The sequence below is a fragment of the Streptomyces sp. NPDC020681 genome, from assembly GCF_044334895.1.
Lineage (GTDB): Bacteria > Actinomycetota > Actinomycetes > Streptomycetales > Streptomycetaceae > Streptomyces.
Genome location: NZ_JBIRTX010000006.1, coordinates 242,006 through 258,034, shown reverse-complemented (window position 1 = coordinate 258,034; position 16,029 = coordinate 242,006). Strand labels below are relative to the sequence as shown.

Genomic DNA, 16,029 nt, shown 5'->3' with positions numbered 1-16,029 from the left:
GCAGGCACCGGCCGTTCATGCGGGCGTCCTTGCCAACGCCGTTGCCGGTGATGGATAGTTCCGCTATCGGGTAGCGGATAGCGTCGCTATCCCTTCTGGCTTCCGAAGGAGTTCATGGCATGACCGGCTTCCTCTTCCAGCTCTCCTTCCTGCTGGCGAGCCCGATCTGGGCGCTGATGATCTTCGCTCCGAACTGGCGGCCAACCGCCAGGGTCGCCTCGTCGCCGCTGACCGTCGTCCCGATCCTGGTCGTCTACATCACGATGGCAGTGCCCGTCTTCCCGGAGCTCTGGACCGCGGTCAGCAACCCGGACATCGACAAGTTCCGGGATCTGGCGGCGCTGGCAAACGGCGCCGGGGCGATCTGGGCGCAGGTCATCGCCTGGGATCTGCTGCTCGGCCAGTGGATGTTCCTGGAGGCGCGGCGGCTGGGGATCAGCCCGTGGGTGATGAGCCCGCTGCTGGTGTTCACCATCCTGTTCTCGCCGTTCGCCTTCCCGCTCTTCCTCGTCCTGCGCGCGGCGAAGGCCCGGCCGGCGGCCGGAGTCACCGACCGGGCCGCACAGCCGGTCGCGCCCTAGGACCGGGCCGCACAGCCGGTCGCGCCCTAGGGCCGGACCGGAAGACGGTCCCTCGTCCTCAGCATTCCTGGGGTGTGGCGGTGGGTCTGGAGGTGACCCGTGGGACGCCGCGCGCCACACGCGTGCAACCATCTGCGCACCCGGACCAATCCACCGCCCCAGCAGCACCGAATGCCTGGTGGAATCTGTCCGGACGTCATGCCCGCACAGTGGAGGAATGCCGCGTGAACGACGCCGTACACATCGGCGGTCCCGCTTCGGCGAGACCAGATCTGCAAGAGCTGCTCGGCCTGGTGGCCCGCGGGGACCAGGACGCGTTCTCACGGGTGTACGACGCGGCTTGCGGGCCGGTACTCGGACTGGTGCGCGCGGTACTCAGGGACCCGGCCCAGTCGGAGGAGGTGACCCAGGAAGTGCTGATCGAGGTGTGGCGCACGGCGGCCCGCTTCCAGCCGTCCCGCGGATCGGCCATGACCTGGATACTCACGCTCGCCCACCGGCGCGCCGTGGACCGGGTCCGGTCGGCGCAGGCAGCGTCCGACCGTGAACGGCGCGCGGCGCTGCTGGACCGTACACCGGCCTACGACGAGGTCATGGAGCAGGTCGAGGCCCGGCTCGAGCGCGAGCAGGTACGGCGCTGCCTCGGCGGCCTGACCGAACTTCAGCGGCAGTCGGTGACTCTCGCGTACTACCGGGGGCTGGCCTACCGCGAAGTGGCCGAACTTCTCTCCGTGCCCCTCGGCACGGTCAAGACACGATTGCGCGACGGGCTCATCCGGCTGCGCGACTGCCTGGGGGTGAGCGCATGACGACCGCCGATCTGCACACGCTGACCGGCGCCTATGTGCTGCATGCGCTGGCGTCCGACGAGCGCGCCGAGTTCGAACGGCATCTGGACGACTGCCCGGCCTGCTCGCTGGAGGTGCGCGAACTGGCGGCCACGGTCGCCAAGTTGGGCCTCGCGGCCGCCGTGACACCGCCGCCCGCGCTCAAGCAGCAGGTGATGCGCAGGGTCTCGGCCGAGCGCCAGGAGCCGCCGCGGGTGCGGCGGGGGACGCGCGGCACCCGGGGCCGTCGCGGCCGTTCGATGTCGCGCTTCGTCCTGGCGGCCTGTGTCGCCGCGGCCGTGGCCTTCGGCGGAGTGGCCGTCTGGCAGCACCAGGAGGCGGAGGACGCCCGCCAGTCGGCGCAGCGCTCGCAGCAGGAGACCGCCGAGCTGGCCGCGGTGCTCGCAGCGCCGGACGCGCAGGTGACCACGTCGAAGCTGAAGGACGGAGCGCACGGCACGGTCGTGGTCTCGCAGAGCCGGAACAAGGCGGCCTTCCTCGCATCCGGTCTGGCCAAGCCTCCGTCGGGCAAGGTCTACCAGCTCTGGTACGAGGACGGCGGGAAGATGCGCCCCGCCGGACTGATGGACCCCAACGCCACCGACAACGCCGTACTGATGGAAGGAGCGCTGGACAGCGCGTCGGGCATGGGCATCACCGTCGAACCGGCGGGCGGTTCCGCCGAACCGACGACAGATCCCGTGGCCCTGCTGCGATTCCCCGCCTGAGGTTCGCTTCCGTTTTCCGCCTGATCCCGCTCGATCTCGGTCTGAGGAAGGACGGCGTATGAGCGTTGCCGTAATGCTCTTCACCTCCGATCTGCGTGTGCACGACCAGCCGGCGCTGCGCGCCGCGGTGCGTGGATCCGACGCCGTGGTCCCGCTGTTCGTACTGGACCGGGGTGTGCACCGGGTGGGCTTCGACGTGCCCAACCGCCGTGCCTTCCTTGCCGATTCGCTGGCCTCGCTCGATGCCGGACTGCGCGAGCGGGGAGGCAGGCTGGTGGTCCGGGTCGGCGATGTCAGCGAGCAGGTCTGCCGGATCGTCGTGGAGACGGGGGCCCGTGAGGTGCATGTCGCCGCCGGGGTCAGCGCGTACGCCAAGAGCAGAGAGGAGCAGCTGCGGACGGCACTCAAGGCGTACCGGTGCGCCCTGGTCGTGCACGACGGAGTGAACACCGCGCTGCCGCCGGGTCAGATGAAGCCGGCCGAGGGCGATCACTTCGCCGCGTTCACGCCGTACTTCCTCCAGTGGGAGGCCGCCGGGCCGCGCGGCCCCGTCACCGCGCCGCGCGAGATTCGGGTCCCCGAGCTTGCCGGACATCCGCTCCCCCGCCGTACATCGGTCGCCGACGTGTCGCCGGGCGTCGCCAAGGGCGGTGAGCGCGAGGGCCGACAGCGGCTCAGTGCCTGGCTTGGCGATGAAGGCTCGGGCGTCGAGGCGTACGAGATGCGGCGCGACGATCTGTCCGGCGACGCCACCTCAGGGCTCTCGCCGCACCTGCACTTCGGCACGCTCTCGGCGGCCGAAGTGGTGCGGCGGGCACGGCTCAAAGGCGGCCCAGGGGCGGCCGCGTTCGTACGGCAGCTGGCCCTGCGGGACTTCCACCAGCAGGTGCTCGCTGCCCGGCCCGACGCGGCCCGCGCCGACTACCGCGCGCACGGCGACCACTGGCGCAACGACGAGAGCGAGATCGCCGCCTGGAAGGAGGGCCGCACCGGCTGCCCGATCGTGGACGCGGCGATGCGGCAACTGCGGTACGAGGGCTGGATGCCGGGCACGGGACGCCTGCTGGCGGCCGGGTTTCTCACCAGGACGCTGTATGTGGACTGGCGCGTGGGAGCACGTCACTTCCTGGAGCTGCTGGTCGACGGAGACATCGCAAGCAACCAGCTCAACTGGCAGTGGGCGGCGGGCACCGGACCCGACGCCCGTCCGGACGGCGGCCTCGACCCGTTCGCCCAGGCCCGGCGGTTCGACCCGCACGGCGACTATGTACGCCGCTGGGTGCCGGAGCTCGCGGAGCTGGCCGGCCCGGACATCCACGAACCGTGGAAGCTCGGCGATCCGGAGCGGGCCGCGCTCGACTACCCGGATCCGCCGGTGGATCCGGCGGCGGGGCAGTCCCGCTTCGAACTGGGCCGTGGCCTGGACCGGGCCTCCTGCTGAGCCCGCGAGCTGCCCGCCTGGTCGGGCGGCGAGCCCGCGGGACCGCCATGCTCACGGTCAACCGGTGCCGAGGTCCTGGTCCTTGACCAGCAGCAGCTGCTGCACATCGAGAGCGCCGGCGCGGAAGCCCGCCTCCAAGTGGCTGAGGTGGAAGGTCCACATCCGGCGGAACGTCCCGTCGAAGCCGAGTGCCTCGACCTCAGCAGCGCGTGCGGCGAACCGCTCACGCCACAGCCGCAGCGTCTCCGCGTAGTGCGCACCGAAGCCGTCCCGCCCGGCCCGGCGCAGTCCGGTGCAGCCGGTGACGATCTGTTCGATGGCCTCGGTCGACGGCAACAACCCGCACGGGACGATGTACTTCTGGATCCAGGTGAAATTGTTCCGCGAGGCCAGCAGCCGGTCGTGCGGCACGGTGACCGCCTGGAGCGCGACGCGTCCACTGGGCGCGAGCAGCCGGTCCAGCGTCATGAAGTAGTCGGGCCACTGTTCCGCGCCCATGGCCTCGATCATCTCGACGCTGACGATCGCGTCGAAGCGCCCGAGCACCTTGCGGTAGTCGCGCAACAGGACGGTGACCCGGTCCTCCAGACCCGCCGCACGGACCCGCAGCCGCGCCAGCTCCTGCTGTTCGCGCGAGCGCGTGACGGTCAGGACACGTGCGCCGCGCTGGGCGGCGCGGATCGCCAACTCGCCCCAGCCGGTGCCGATTTCCAGCAGCTGCGTACCGGAAGTGACCTCTGCCATGTCCAGCAGCCGGTCGATCTTGCGGAGCTGGGCCGCGGCCAGGAGGTGCTGTTCGCCGGGAAAGCCACGGAAGAGCGCGGAGGAGTACGACAGCGTGTCGTCGAGGAACAGCTCGAAGAGTTCGTTGGGAAGGTCGTCGTGGGGCCTGACGTCGCCGCGCGCGGCCGCTTTCCCCAGCGCCCAGGGTCCGCGCAGCCGCTGAAGCGGTACCGGTACGCGCCTGCCGGACTGCTCGGTGAGAACGGTCAGTACGCCGACGAGGTCCCGGGCATCCCACTCCCCCGCCATGTACGACTCGCCGAAGCCGACGAGACCGTCGGCGGCGATGCGACGGAAGAAGGCCCGTGGATCGCGCACCTCCATCAACGGCCCGCCCAGCCCGATCGGTTGGCCGCCGCCCAGCCGCACATGCAGCGGAAGCCTGCCGAGCGCGCGGCGCACAGTCCGTTCGGTGGCGGCGGTCCGCAGCGCGGAGACCTTGGGCAGTGTGGCGACGTCGGGCCAGCGCCGGGCGTCGACGAAGGCAGTACGCGGGGGCGGTGGGGACACGGACACGATCACTTCACACCCTCCTGGTGCAGCCGACGAGGACGGTGTTGTACGGGCAGGCCGCACCGTCCCTCGGTGGGATTCGGTGCGGGCGTGCTCGCGGATTGGTCGGGATTACTTTCGCGGTCCGGCCTGTCCTGGTCCGGCCGGTCGGGGCCGGTCGGTCCTGGTCCGGCCGGTCCCGGTCCTGGTCCGGTCAGCCGAAGCCAACCCGCTCCAGCCAGAAGTCCAGCAACTCCTCGTCCCCGACCCCACCGTCCACCCCGGGCAGGACGGCACCTCAGTCGAGAGAGCCGGGCGGCGGAACCCTCAGCCCACTGAGCTGTACGCCACCACGCCCCGCAGCAGCGCATCCACCGCACGCCGCGCGTTCTTCCCCACCGTGCTGCCTTCCCGCGGCGCCGCTGCCGCGACCTGCCCGAGCACGTCGATCACCTGCTTCGACCAGCGCACAAAGTCGCCCGCCGGCATCTCCGCCTCGCGCAGCACCTCGTCCAGGCTCCGGTCCGACGCCCACTGGTACGCCGCCCAGGCGAAGCCCAGGTCCGGCTCGCGCTGGCCGACGCCCTCCGCCTGGTTGATCTTGAACTCTTCCTCCAGCGCGTCGAGCCGGCCCCAGATGTGGACCATCTCGCCGAGCGCCTCCTTCGCCTTGCCCGCCGGGACCTTGGGCGCCACCGCGTCGTCCGACTGCCGCGCCTCGTACACCAACGCCGAGACGCACGCCGCCAGTTCGGCAGGGCTGAGGCCCTCCCACACGCCCGCGCGCAGGCATTCGCTGGCCAGCAGGTCCAACTCGCCGTAGAGCCGCGCCAGCCGCCTGCCGTGCTCGGTGACCTCGTCGCCGCGCAGATAGTCCAGCTCGGTCAGCAGCGCCACAATCCGGTCGAAGGTGCGGGCGATGGTGTTCGTCCGGCCCTCGATGCGCCGCTCCAACTGGTGCGTGTCGCGCTGCAGTCGGTGGTACCGCTCGGCCCAGCGCGCGTGGTCCTCGCGCTCGTCACAGCCGTGACAGGGATGCGCCCGCAGCTCGGTACGCAGCCGAGCGATCTCGCGGTCGTCCGCGGCTGCCGCCCTCCCCTTGCGGTGCCGCTCCGGCACTATGTGCCCGGCCTTCGAGCGCAGCGCGGAGGCGAGGTCGCGCCGCGACTGCGGCGAGCGCGCGTTGAACGACTTCGGGATCCGCATCCGCTCCAGCGCCTCGACCGGCACCGGGAAGTCCATCGCGGCCAGTCGCTTCACCTGCCGCTCCGCGGTCAGCACCAACGGCCGCGGTCCGTCGTGCTGCTCGAACCCGCGGTGTCCGTTGGTCCGTCCGGCCGGAATGCCCGGGTCGAGCACCAGCGCCAGACCGGCGAACTTGCCCGTCGGCACATGGATGACATCGCCCGGCTTGAGCTTCTCCAGCGAGGAGGCCGCGGCGGCCCGCCGCTGCGCCGCGCCCTGCTTGGCCAGTTCCGTCTCGCGGTCCTTGAGCTCGCGGCGCAGCCGCGCGTACTCCTCGAAGTCGCCCAAGTGGCAGGTCATGCCCTCGCGGTAGCCCTCGAGACCCTCTTCGTTCCGCTGTACCTGGCGGGAGATGCCGACGACGGACTTGTCCGCCTGGAACTGCGCGAAGGATGTCTCCAGCAGCTCGCGCGAGCGATGCCGCCCGAACTGATGCACAAGATTGACGGCCATGTTGTACGACGGCTTGAAGCTGGAGCGCAGCGGGTACGTACGCGTGCCGGCCAGACCGGCGAGCGCCTCGGGGTCCATGGCGCGCTGCCACAGCACCACCGCATGGCCCTCGACGTCGATGCCGCGGCGTCCGGCCCGGCCGGTCAGCTGGGTGTACTCACCGGGCGTGATGTCGGCGTGCTGCTCGCCGTTCCACTTGACGAGCTTCTCCAACACCACGGAGCGCGCGGGCATGTTGATGCCGAGCGCCAGCGTCTCGGTGGCGAACACCGCCTTCACCAGGCCGCGTACGAAGAGCTCCTCGACGACCTCCTTGAAGGTCGGCAGCATGCCGGCGTGGTGCGCGGCGATGCCCCGCTCCAGCCCTTCCAGCCATTCGTAGTAGCCGAGGACATGCAGGTCCTCGGTGGGGATCGAGGCGGTCCGCTGCTCGACGATCTCGCGCACCTTCTGCCGCGCCTCGTCGTCGTTCAGCCGCAGTCCCGCGTACAGGCACTGCTGGACGGCACCCTCGCAGCCCGCCCGGCTGAAGATGAAGGTGATCGCCGGCAGCAGGCCTTCCGCGTCGAGCCGCTCGATGACCTCGGGCCGTCCCGGCGTCCAGATCCGGCTGCGCTGCCGCCGTTCGCGCTCGCGGTCCGCCTCGCGGACCATCTTTCCGCGGCGCCGGTCGCGCGGGTTGTACGTGCGCTGGTTCTCCATCCGCGCCAGCCGCACGAGATCGGGGTTGACCTCGCGTCGCGCGGTGCCGCGGCCGCCGTGGTCGCTCTCCTCCTCGAAGAGGTCGTACATCCGCCGGCCGGCCATCACGTGCTGCCACAGCGGCACGGGACGGTGCTCGGAGACGATCACCGCGGTGTCGCCGCGGACGGTGTCCAGCCAGTCGCCGAACTCCTCGGCGTTCGAGACCGTCGCCGAGAGTGACACGAGCGTCACCGACTCGGGGAGGTGGATGATCACTTCCTCCCAGACGGCTCCGCGGAACCGGTCGGAGAGGTAGTGGACCTCGTCCATGACCACATGGCCGAGTCCGAGCAGCGACTGCGACCCGGCGTAGAGCATGTTGCGCAGAACCTCGGTGGTCATCACGACCACCGGTGCTTCGGAGTTGACGCTGTTGTCCCCGGTCAGCAGGCCCACCTGGTCCGCGCCGTAACGCTTGGCCAGATCGGCGTACTTCTGGTTGGACAGTGCCTTGATCGGCGTCGTGTAGAAGCACTTGCGGCCCTGCTGGAGGGCGAGATGGACGGCGAACTCGCCGACGATCGTCTTTCCCGAGCCGGTCGGCGCCGCGACGAGCACCCCCCTGCCCGCTTCCAGAGCCTGACAGGCTTCGATCTGGAAGGGGTCCAGGTCGAATTCGTACATCTCGCGGAAGGGGGCCAGCGCGGTGGCCTCCTCGACGGCGCGGATGCGGGCGGCGGCATAGCGCTCAGCGGGTGAGAGGTCCTCGGTCATCTTGTTGATGAGCCTACCCGCCACCTCTGACAGTCAGCGCGATCTTTAATTGTCTGCGGCAAGTATCGGAGCGAGCACCTGCACGGCTCCGGGAACGCACTCCGCGGTCAACGGCAGTGGGCCCATGGGCTCGCCGTCCGCGTACCCGGTGACGTCCGCGGCCTCCAGCGTGATCGACCGGACCCGGTGCACGGTCACCTTGGGATGGCTGAGGTGAGTGCCCCGGTAGACCCGCGGAAACACCCTGAGCAGGGTCGTACGCGTACAGTCGCCGACCACGGTCACATCGAAGAGCCCGTCGTCCATGCGGGCACCGGCGCATATCTGCATTCCGCCGCCGTACGAGGGCCCGTTGCCCACGGCGACGAGCGTGGCCTCGATCTCCCGCACGTCGCCGCCGTCGAGCGTGATCCGGTACGGAATGGGCCTGAGCGCGGCCAGTTCGGCCACCATCGCCACGTCGTACTTGAACCGTCCGCGCGGCCACCGCATGCGGTTGCCGCGGTCGTTGACCCGTGAGTCGAATCCGGACGCGAGGACCGTGCCGAACCACTTCTGTCCCACGCGCCCGAGGTCGACCTCTCTGAGCTGCCCGCCCTTGAGGGCCCCGGCGATCAGCCGCACCGCGGCCGCCGGATTCCGTACGGGCAGTCCGAGCGCGCGGGCGAAGTCGTTGCCGGTCCCGACGCCGATGACGCCGAGCGGTGTCGTAGTTCCGGCGACAGCCTGCAGCGCGAGCGACATCAGGCCATCGCCGCCGACCGCCACCAGCGCTCCGGTCCCGCTGTCGACGGCCTCGCGCGCCCGCCGCAGCGCATCGGCCGAATCCTCGCCGAGGACGGTCCGTACGGAGAATCCGGCGTCGCGCAGGGCACGGGCGGCGGGTTGTGCGGCGTGCGCGCCCCGGCCGCGGCCCGCGGTCGGGTTGACGAACAGAGTGATCTCGCTGGTCATTCGCGCGAGGTTACTGCACCGCCCACGTATCTCGACCCGGTCGTTCGGTGGCGAGATTCATGCGGCGGCGGGAAGGGGCCTCAGGTGATGTCGTCGTAGCCGTTCAGCCGGTTCGACCGTCCGCCGTCCGCCTCGCCGCCGGATGCCTGCTCCGGCAGCGCACGGGCCGCGGAGACCGGCTCGATCTCGCCGATGTCATCCGGCGTGAGGTCCAGCTCGGCGGCCTCGTCGGCACCCGGGCCGCGGGCCTCACGGATGGACCTGCGGCGGTCGTTGAGCAGCGAGATGCCGGTGGCGAGGAAGTACAGGACCGTGATCGGTGCGGCGAGCGCGAGCATGGTCAGCGGGTCGGTGCTGGGCGTGGCCAGCGCGGCGAAGACCGTGATGCCCATGATCATGCCGCGCCACCAGCCGAGCATCCGCCGGCCGGTGATGACGCCGCCGAGGTTCAGCAGGACCAGCAGCAGCGGCAGCTCGAAGGCGAGGCCGAAGACGATCACCATGCGCGTAACGAGGTCGAGCAGATCGTCCAGCGGGAGCAGGTTGTCCACGCCGAACGGGGTGAACTCGATCAGCACCTTCGCCGTGGTCGGCAGCACCTGGTAGGCGAACCAGCCGCCGCCGAGGAAGAGCGGGAAGCCGGCGCCGACGAAGATCAGCGCGTACTTCTTCTCACTCCGGTGCAGTCCGGGCGCGAGGAATGCCCACAGCTGGTAGAGCCAGATCGGCGAGGCGAGGACCACACCGGCCATCAGCGAGACCTTCAGCGCCAGCGTGAACGGCGTCAGCAGACCGTTAATGGTGATCTGCGCGCACGTGGTGTCCTCGGGCTTCTTCGCCAGCTCGGAGAAGGTGCTGGGGCAGCCCACGGACTCCAGCACCGGCTTGGTGAAGATGTTGATGATGTCGTTGTAGAAGAAGGCGGCGACGACGGTGACGGCGACGATCGCCAGAAGCCCCTTCGCGAGCCGGTTCCGAAGCTCACGGAGGTGCTCCACGAGAGGCATCCGCCCCTCGGGATCCTTCTCCTGCTTGCGGGCAGACTTGAGCAACCCACGTCCTCATCTCGTGCGGCAGGCCCTCACCGGTGACGGGGGCCTGTGGGCGGCCCTGTCTAGCGCTGGGTGGTGTCCGTCGGCTCGGTCACAGGACGCGAGCTGGTCACATCTCCTGGAGCGGCCTTGATCGTGCGCGGAGCGGCCGACTGGTCCTGAGGCGTACCGGGCTGCGGCGGGTCGGCCGGCGCGGGCTGCTGGCCCTCCGACTTCATCGCCTTGGCCTCGCTCTTGAGGATGCGGGCGGACTTGCCCAGCGAACGGGCCATGTCCGGAAGCTTCTTGGCGCCGAACAGCAGGATGATGACGACGAGGATCAGGATGATCTCCGGAGCGCCGATCCGTCCGAACATAAGCGTGTACCTTCTCACCGAGGCGGCTGGGGTGGGGCTGGCCTGCTGCTCGGACAGGCGTCCGACCAGCGTGCTTGAGCGATCGTAACCCGGGGGAGTAAACGCAGGGCAATGCCTGTGCATACTCGCCATTGCAGCCCGTGCCTCGCCACCTGGGCCGCTGGGTGAAGCCTACCTCTGTGCCCTGTGGCCCAGGAGCCCCTCCCACAGCACAAGGCCGAATCCCCCACTCTCGAAGGACTCGTTGCGACGGCGCGCGATCAGCGCAGCGTCTCGCCGGTGCGAGCCAGATCCGTCGCCGCCTTCTCCAGGTCCTCTGCCGCGCGGTTGATCCGCTCCGTGGTGCGGGCGACCTCGCGGCCCAGCCGCTGTGCCTCCACGAAGACCCGGATCCCGAGGATGCCGAGTACGGCGATTCCGAGGAAACCGAGCGCGACGGCGAGCATGGGCCAGAACATGCGCAGAGCCTAGACCGTTTCTAGACGGTGGAGTGGAGGCGGAGCGTGCGCACGCCGCCGCCGGTGAGGAGTTCGATGATCCGCTCGCCGGCCGGCTTGCGGACGGACGAGCCGCACTCGGGGCAGGTGAAGGAGTAGAAGGTGGTACGGCGGCTGGCGCCGATCGCCAGCCGCAGCGCACCGGCCGACAGCTCGAAGCGCTCGCGGCAGTCGGGGCAGGCGGCCCTGAAGAGAACCGGGCCCACCTGGGCCGTAATACCGGGCATCAGAGACATGCGGTGCGAATCTCCCTATTCCTGGCCGTCATAGGCCGCGAGCGCCTCACGCGCCGCCAGCCTGGCGCTGTCCGCCAGGTCCTGCGGCGAGACGATCCGTCCGTCCTGTCCGAGCCGGAGCGCCAGCCGTCGCAGCGAGGCGGGGTCGGGCGTACGCAAGGTGATGCGCAGACCACCGTCCGCCAGCTCCTCGGCACTGTCGTGCGGGTAGTACTCGGCCACCCAGCGCCCGCCGGGTCCGACCTCGACAACAACCTCCGGATCGTCGGCGGACGGCTGCACAAGCCCCTCCGACAGATCCCGCAGCTCGATCTCCGGCGGCTCCGCAGGCGCGTCCAGCAGCCGGATCTCCGCCACCCGGTCCAGCCGGAAGGTACGGCGCGCCTCGGTGAGCCGGCACCAGCCCTCCATGTACGTGTGGCCGACGGCGAACAGCCGGATCGGGTCGACCTCACGCTCGGTGAGCTCGTCGCGCGCGGGCGAGTAGTAGCGCAGCCACAGCCGCCGCCGCTCCGAGATCGCCCGGTCCACTTCGGCGAAGACGCCGCCTTCGGACTCGAACGTCACCGAGAGCCGGGAACTCGCCCCGGCCGCCTCGCCCGCCGCCGCCTCCAGCTTGGCCGTGGCCCGCAGCAGCGCGTCCCGGTCGCTCTCGCGCAGGCCGGGCAGGGTCGCCACCGCCCGCGCGGCCACCAGGAGGGCGGTCGCCTCGTCGGCCGCGAGCCGCAGCGGTTCGGCGACATCGTCGGGGTTGTGCCACCAGATCCGGTCGCCGTCGGTGTCGATGTCGAGCAGATCGCCGCCGCGGAAGCTGGTCCCGCACATCGGCAGCACATCGAGGTCGGAGATCAACTCGTCCTCGGTGATGCCGAAGGCGCGGGCGACGTCGCCGACGCGCGCGCCGGGACGCTCGCGCAGATAGGTCACCAGCGAGAGCATCCGCCGGGTCTGGTCAATGGCGTTGGCGGCCATGGTCGTACAACTCCCCCTCAGCCCTTGGCCACGGCGCGCAGCCGGTCGACCACATCGGCCCGCAGGTCCGCGGGCTCAAGTACGACGACGTCCGGGCCGAACTCCACGAGCCAGGCGTCCAGACCGTGTCCGTACGGAATCTCCAACTCGTCCCAGCCCTCCCCCAGTTCCCGTATCGACTGTGCCTTGGAGCGCAGCGGATAGCCGCTGCCGGTGCGCAGCCGGATCAGTGCGGTGCGGGTGGCGGTCTCGCCGGCCCAGCTCTCGACGGTCTCCCGGACGGTGACGACATCGGGCACCGGCGCGGTGAAGGTACCGGTGCGCGAGCGGACGCGGCCGGTGATGCGGGAGAGCCGGAAGACCCGTTCCGCGCCGCGGTCCCGGTCCCAGCCCGCCAGATACCAGTGGCCGCGCCAGCATTCGAGCGTCCAGGGCTCGATATGGCGCGGTTCGGGGCGGGCGGCATTGGCCTTGCGGTAGTCGAAGACGACGGGCCGGCGGTCGCGGCAGGCGAGCATCAGCGGCTCGAAGGAGGCCTCGTGCACCGGGATACGCGGCTCCAGCGCGCTGTGGTGCACTTCGTAGGAGTCCTCGGCCTCCGGCATGCCGGCCGCGCGCAGCTTCTGCAGAGCGCCGCTGGCCGCACCGGCGAGCCGCGCCTGCTGCCAGACCTTGGCGGCGAGTCCGAGAGCGGCGGCCTCTTCGCCGTCGAGCGTGATGGCGGGCAGCCGGTTGCTGTCGCGGCGTGCGAGATAGCCCATTTCGCCGTCGAGGTTCTCCACCGTCTCGATGACCAGGCCGAGTTCGCGCAGATCATCCTTGTCGCGCTCGAACATCCGGTTGAAGGAGTCGTCGGAACCGGCCTCGAGATAGGCCTCGATGGACCCGCGCAACTCCCGCTTGCTGAGCGGGCGCCCGGTTCCGAGCAGGCACAGCGCCAGATTCATCAGCCGCTCGGCCTTGGCAATGGCCATCGACGCCCTGCACCTCTTCTGCTCGAGTCGCTTCCGCGCGACGACCGTACCGCTCCGGGGTGTCGGGGCAAAAGCCGAGGGCCCCTGCCACAGAGGCGGCACGGGCCCTCGGGGGTGACTTCCGGATCTTGCCGGGTGACCGGTCGTGATCAGACGGCGACGAGGTCGCAGACGAAGATCAGCGTCTCGCCGGGCTTGATCGCGCCGCCGGCGCCACGGTCGCCGTACGCGAGGTGCGCGGGAATGGTCAGCTGGCGGCGCCCGCCGACCTTCATGCCCTGCACGCCCTTGTCCCAGCCGGAGATGACCTGGCCGATGCCCAGCTGGAACTTCAGCGGCGCGCCGCGGTTCCAGGACGCGTCGAACTCCTCGCCGGTGGAGAAGGCCACGCCCACATAGTGGACGGAGACGGTGTCGCCGGCCTTGGCCACCGCGCCGTCGCCCTCCCAGATGTCCTTGATCTCCAGGTCGGCCGGCGGCTCGCCACCCGGGAAGTCGATCTCGGGCTTCTCGATGCTCACTGAACTGCTCCTCTAAATGATGAACGGGGCAACCCGGACAGTCTTACACCTTCGCCAGCAGGTCGACGGAGAAGACCAGCGTCGAGTTCTTCGGGATGCCCTGCTGCTCCTTGGCGCCGAATGCCTGGTCGGGCGGGATGACCAGCAGCACCCGGCTGCCCAGCTTCTTGCCGATCAGACCGTCCTTGAGGCCCTTGAGCGTGACCTGGCCGAGCGGGAAGGTCTGGGTCGTGTCCTTGTCGTACGTGGAGTCGAACTTCTTGCCGCCTGCCCAGAGATAGGCCTCGTACTTCACCACAACGCTGTCCTTGTCGGTGAGCACGGGGCCCGTGCCCTCCAGGACGTAGTTCGAGACCAACTTCTTGGGCGGGTCGGACTTGGGGAAGGTCATCGACGGGGCCTTGCCGTCGGCGTTGGTGCCCACCTTCGGCAGGTCGATGTTGTCCTGGGCGACCTCGGTGCCCTTGGCGGACACCGGGACGACGGTGGCCTTGACGATGTCCATGACGAACACCAGCGTGGCGTTGGGCTTGATCTCGCCCTGGCCCTGCGCGCCGTATCCGAGCTCCGGCGGGATCGAGACCTCGAGACGGCTGCCGACCTTCTGGCCGTCGAGCGCCTTCTGCCAGCCCTCGATGACGCCGCCGCCCCCGATGGCCACGTCGAAGGGCTGACCGCGGTCGAAGCTGTTGTCGAAGGGCTTGTCGCTGTCCCAGGCCTGGCCGAGGTAGTTCACCTTGGCCTGGTCGCCCTTCTTGAGCTTCTCGCCCTTGCCCTCGCTGATGACGTTGATCTTGAGGTCCTTGGGCGGTTCGCCCTCACCCTTGGCAAGGGTCGGCTTCTCCCCGAACTTCTCGCCGGCGGTGATGGCGGGGAGCCCGTTTTTCATGGAGGCGGAATCGGAGCTGCCCTTGTCGTCGCTGCCGCACGCTGCTGTCGACAGCAGCAGCAGGGGGACGACAAGTAGGCCGGCAAGTCGGCGCACGTGTTCCTCAGATCTCAGACGGCACAGTAGGTCCCGGACACTCTAGGGCGTGCCTAGGGCCCCGTACGAGAACGTACGGGGCCCGAGTGGCGTTCCACTCAACGGGTCGCTACATGCCTGCGATCAGTTTCTCCACCCGGTCGTCGACCGAGCGGAACGGGTCCTTGCACAGCACGGTCCGCTGCGCCTGGTCGTTGAGCTTGAGGTGCACCCAGTCGACGGTGAAGTCCCGTCGCTGCTCCTGAGCACGGCGGATGAAGTCGCCGCGCAACCGCGCCCTGGTGGTCTGCGGGGGCACGGACTTGCCCTCGAAGATCTTCAGGTCGTTGCAGATCCGGGCGGCCTGGCCCTTGCGCTCCAGGAGGTAGTAGAGCCCGCGTCTGCGGTGGATGTCGTGGTACGCGAGGTCTATCTGAGCGACTCGCGGATGCGACATGGTCATGTTGTTCTTCGCCCGGTACCGCTCGATGAGCTTGTACTTCATGACCCAGTCGATCTCGGTGCCGATCCGGTCGAGGTCCTCCGCTTCGATCGCGTCCAGCGTGCGGCCCCAGAGCTCCAGGACCTGCTCGACGGTGCCGGTGCGGATGCCGCGCCGGTCGACGAAGTCCACGGCCTTCTCGTAGTACTCCCGCTGGACCTCGAGCGCGGACGCCTCGCGGCCGCTGGCCAGGCGCACCTTGCGCTGGCCGGTGATGTCGTGGCTGACCTCGCGGATCGCCCGGATCGGGTTCTCCAGGGTCAGATCGCGCATCACGGTGCCCGCCTCGATCATGCGCAGCACGAGGTCGGTCGCGCCGACCTTGAGCAGCATGGTCGTCTCGGACATGTTCGAGTCGCCGACGATGACGTGCAGGCGGCGGTAGCGCTCGGCGTCCGCGTGCGGCTCGTCCCGGGTGTTGATGATCGGGCGCGAGCGGGTGGTGGCTGAGCTCACACCTTCCCAGATGTGCTCGGCGCGCTGGCTGACGCAGTAGACCGCGCCTCGCGGGGTCTGCAGCACCTTGCCCGCGCCGCACAGCAGCTGACGGGTGACCAGGAACGGGATGAGGATGTCCGCGAGCCGGGAGAACTCTCCGTGGCGGGCGACGAGATAGTTCTCGTGGCAGCCGTAGGAGTTTCCCGCCGAGTCGGTGTTGTTCTTGAAGAGATAGACGTCGCCCGCGATTCCCTCCTCGTGCAGGCGGCGTTCGGCGTCGACGAGCAGGCCTTCGAGAATGCGCTCGCCCGCTTTGTCGTGGGTGACCAGCTCGGTCACGTTGTCGCATTCGGGAGTTGCGTATTCCGGATGCGAACCCACGTCGAGGTAGAGGCGGGCGCCGTTCCGCAGGAAGACATTGCTGCTGCGGCCCCATGAGACAACACGGCGGAAGAGGTAGCGCGCCACTTCGTCAGGTGACAGTCGGCGCTGTCCCCTGAACGTGCACGTGACGCCGTACTCGTTCTCCAGCCCGAAAATGCGGCGGTCCATGTC

Annotated in this window: 16 protein-coding genes; 4 read left to right on the top strand and 12 right to left on the bottom strand. The window is 69.7% G+C overall.

The features are described 5' to 3' along the window. Window positions 1-119: 119 nt before the first annotated feature. The 4 genes from ACH4YL_RS16985 (at window position 120) to ACH4YL_RS16970 (ending at window position 3,577) form a co-directional block, all read left to right on the top strand. Window positions 120-581 (top strand): ABA4-like family protein, encoded by a 462-nt coding sequence (locus tag ACH4YL_RS16985; RefSeq protein WP_398508114.1) that lies wholly within the window; start codon window positions 120-122, stop codon window positions 579-581. A 224-nt stretch (window positions 582-805) separates the two neighbouring features. Continuing rightward, window positions 806-1,390, top strand: a complete 585-nt coding sequence (locus ACH4YL_RS16980) for a sigma-70 family RNA polymerase sigma factor (RefSeq protein ID WP_398508113.1) — start codon at window positions 806-808, stop codon at window positions 1,388-1,390. Beyond that, the gene (locus ACH4YL_RS16975; RefSeq protein ID WP_398508112.1) at window positions 1,387-2,136 is read left to right on the top strand and encodes an anti-sigma factor domain-containing protein; all 750 of its coding nucleotides are present in this window, start codon (window positions 1,387-1,389) and stop codon (window positions 2,134-2,136) included. The genes ACH4YL_RS16980 and ACH4YL_RS16975 overlap by 4 nt, the downstream gene beginning before the upstream one ends. A gap of 58 nt (window positions 2,137-2,194) precedes the next feature. Beyond that, on the top strand, window positions 2,195-3,577 hold the full coding sequence (locus ACH4YL_RS16970; RefSeq protein WP_398508111.1) for a cryptochrome/photolyase family protein: 1,383 nt from the start codon (window positions 2,195-2,197) through the stop codon (window positions 3,575-3,577). A gap of 57 nt (window positions 3,578-3,634) precedes the next feature. Here ACH4YL_RS16970 and ACH4YL_RS16965 read toward each other — a convergent pair whose 3' ends face one another. The 12 genes from ACH4YL_RS16965 to pafA form a co-directional block, all read right to left on the bottom strand. Beyond that, on the bottom strand, window positions 3,635-4,882 hold the full coding sequence (locus tag ACH4YL_RS16965; protein WP_398508110.1) for a class I SAM-dependent methyltransferase: 1,248 nt from the start codon (window positions 4,880-4,882) through the stop codon (window positions 3,635-3,637). Between the two features lie 297 nt (window positions 4,883-5,179). After that, window positions 5,180-8,008, bottom strand: a complete 2,829-nt coding sequence (locus ACH4YL_RS16960; protein WP_398508109.1) for a DEAD/DEAH box helicase — start codon at window positions 8,006-8,008, stop codon at window positions 5,180-5,182. A gap of 45 nt (window positions 8,009-8,053) precedes the next feature. Further along, a complete protein-coding gene (locus ACH4YL_RS16955) occupies window positions 8,054-8,962 on the bottom strand; it encodes a diacylglycerol kinase (RefSeq protein WP_398508108.1) in 909 nt (302 codons plus the stop codon). An 80-nt stretch (window positions 8,963-9,042) separates the two neighbouring features. Beyond that, window positions 9,043-10,014 (bottom strand): twin-arginine translocase subunit TatC, encoded by a 972-nt coding sequence (gene tatC / locus ACH4YL_RS16950; RefSeq protein ID WP_398508107.1) that lies wholly within the window; start codon window positions 10,012-10,014, stop codon window positions 9,043-9,045. A 62-nt stretch (window positions 10,015-10,076) separates the two neighbouring features. Further along, a complete protein-coding gene (gene tatA / locus ACH4YL_RS16945) occupies window positions 10,077-10,370 on the bottom strand; it encodes a Sec-independent protein translocase subunit TatA (protein WP_398508106.1) in 294 nt (97 codons plus the stop codon). A gap of 260 nt (window positions 10,371-10,630) precedes the next feature. Further along, window positions 10,631-10,828: a hypothetical protein gene (locus ACH4YL_RS16940; protein WP_398508105.1), complete on the bottom strand. Its 198-nt coding sequence runs from the start codon at window positions 10,826-10,828 to the stop codon at window positions 10,631-10,633. 20 nt (window positions 10,829-10,848) lie between these two features. Then, window positions 10,849-11,103, bottom strand: a complete 255-nt coding sequence (locus ACH4YL_RS16935; protein WP_398508104.1) for a hypothetical protein — start codon at window positions 11,101-11,103, stop codon at window positions 10,849-10,851. Window positions 11,104-11,118: 15 nt separating this feature from the next. Then, on the bottom strand, window positions 11,119-12,075 hold the full coding sequence (locus tag ACH4YL_RS16930; RefSeq protein ID WP_398508103.1) for a helix-turn-helix transcriptional regulator: 957 nt from the start codon (window positions 12,073-12,075) through the stop codon (window positions 11,119-11,121). A 17-nt stretch (window positions 12,076-12,092) separates the two neighbouring features. Continuing rightward, window positions 12,093-13,049, bottom strand: coding sequence for a helix-turn-helix transcriptional regulator (locus ACH4YL_RS16925; RefSeq protein ID WP_398508102.1), 957 nt, complete (start codon window positions 13,047-13,049; stop codon window positions 12,093-12,095). A 149-nt stretch (window positions 13,050-13,198) separates the two neighbouring features. After that, window positions 13,199-13,570, bottom strand: coding sequence for an FKBP-type peptidyl-prolyl cis-trans isomerase (locus tag ACH4YL_RS16920; protein WP_398508101.1), 372 nt, complete (start codon window positions 13,568-13,570; stop codon window positions 13,199-13,201). Between the two features lie 43 nt (window positions 13,571-13,613). Continuing rightward, window positions 13,614-14,555: an FKBP-type peptidyl-prolyl cis-trans isomerase gene (locus tag ACH4YL_RS16915; protein WP_398508100.1), complete on the bottom strand. Its 942-nt coding sequence runs from the start codon at window positions 14,553-14,555 to the stop codon at window positions 13,614-13,616. 109 nt (window positions 14,556-14,664) lie between these two features. Further along, window positions 14,665-16,026 (bottom strand): Pup--protein ligase, encoded by a 1,362-nt coding sequence (pafA, locus tag ACH4YL_RS16910; RefSeq protein WP_398508099.1) that lies wholly within the window; start codon window positions 16,024-16,026, stop codon window positions 14,665-14,667. Window positions 16,027-16,029 lie beyond the last annotated feature (3 nt).

Bases quoted from the DNA above. Each gene is read 5' to 3' on its own strand.
- ACH4YL_RS16960 (WP_398508109.1), bottom strand. From the start codon at position 8,008: ATGACCGAGGACCTCTCACCCGCTGAGCGCTATGCCGCCGCCCGCATC.
- ACH4YL_RS16935 (WP_398508104.1), bottom strand. From the start codon at position 11,103: ATGTCTCTGATGCCCGGTATTACGGCCCAGGTGGGCCCGGTTCTCTTC.
- ACH4YL_RS16955 (WP_398508108.1), bottom strand. From the start codon at position 8,962: ATGACCAGCGAGATCACTCTGTTCGTCAACCCGACCGCGGGCCGCGGC.
- pafA (WP_398508099.1), bottom strand. From the start codon at position 16,026: ATGGACCGCCGCATTTTCGGGCTGGAGAACGAGTACGGCGTCACGTGC.
- ACH4YL_RS16975 (WP_398508112.1), top strand. From the start codon at position 1,387: ATGACGACCGCCGATCTGCACACGCTGACCGGCGCCTATGTGCTGCAT.
- ACH4YL_RS16925 (WP_398508102.1), bottom strand. From the start codon at position 13,049: ATGGCCATTGCCAAGGCCGAGCGGCTGATGAATCTGGCGCTGTGCCTG.
- tatA (WP_398508106.1), bottom strand. From the start codon at position 10,370: ATGTTCGGACGGATCGGCGCTCCGGAGATCATCCTGATCCTCGTCGTC.
- ACH4YL_RS16985 (WP_398508114.1), top strand. From the start codon at position 120: ATGACCGGCTTCCTCTTCCAGCTCTCCTTCCTGCTGGCGAGCCCGATC.
- ACH4YL_RS16970 (WP_398508111.1), top strand. From the start codon at position 2,195: ATGAGCGTTGCCGTAATGCTCTTCACCTCCGATCTGCGTGTGCACGAC.
- ACH4YL_RS16940 (WP_398508105.1), bottom strand. From the start codon at position 10,828: ATGTTCTGGCCCATGCTCGCCGTCGCGCTCGGTTTCCTCGGAATCGCC.
- ACH4YL_RS16930 (WP_398508103.1), bottom strand. From the start codon at position 12,075: ATGGCCGCCAACGCCATTGACCAGACCCGGCGGATGCTCTCGCTGGTG.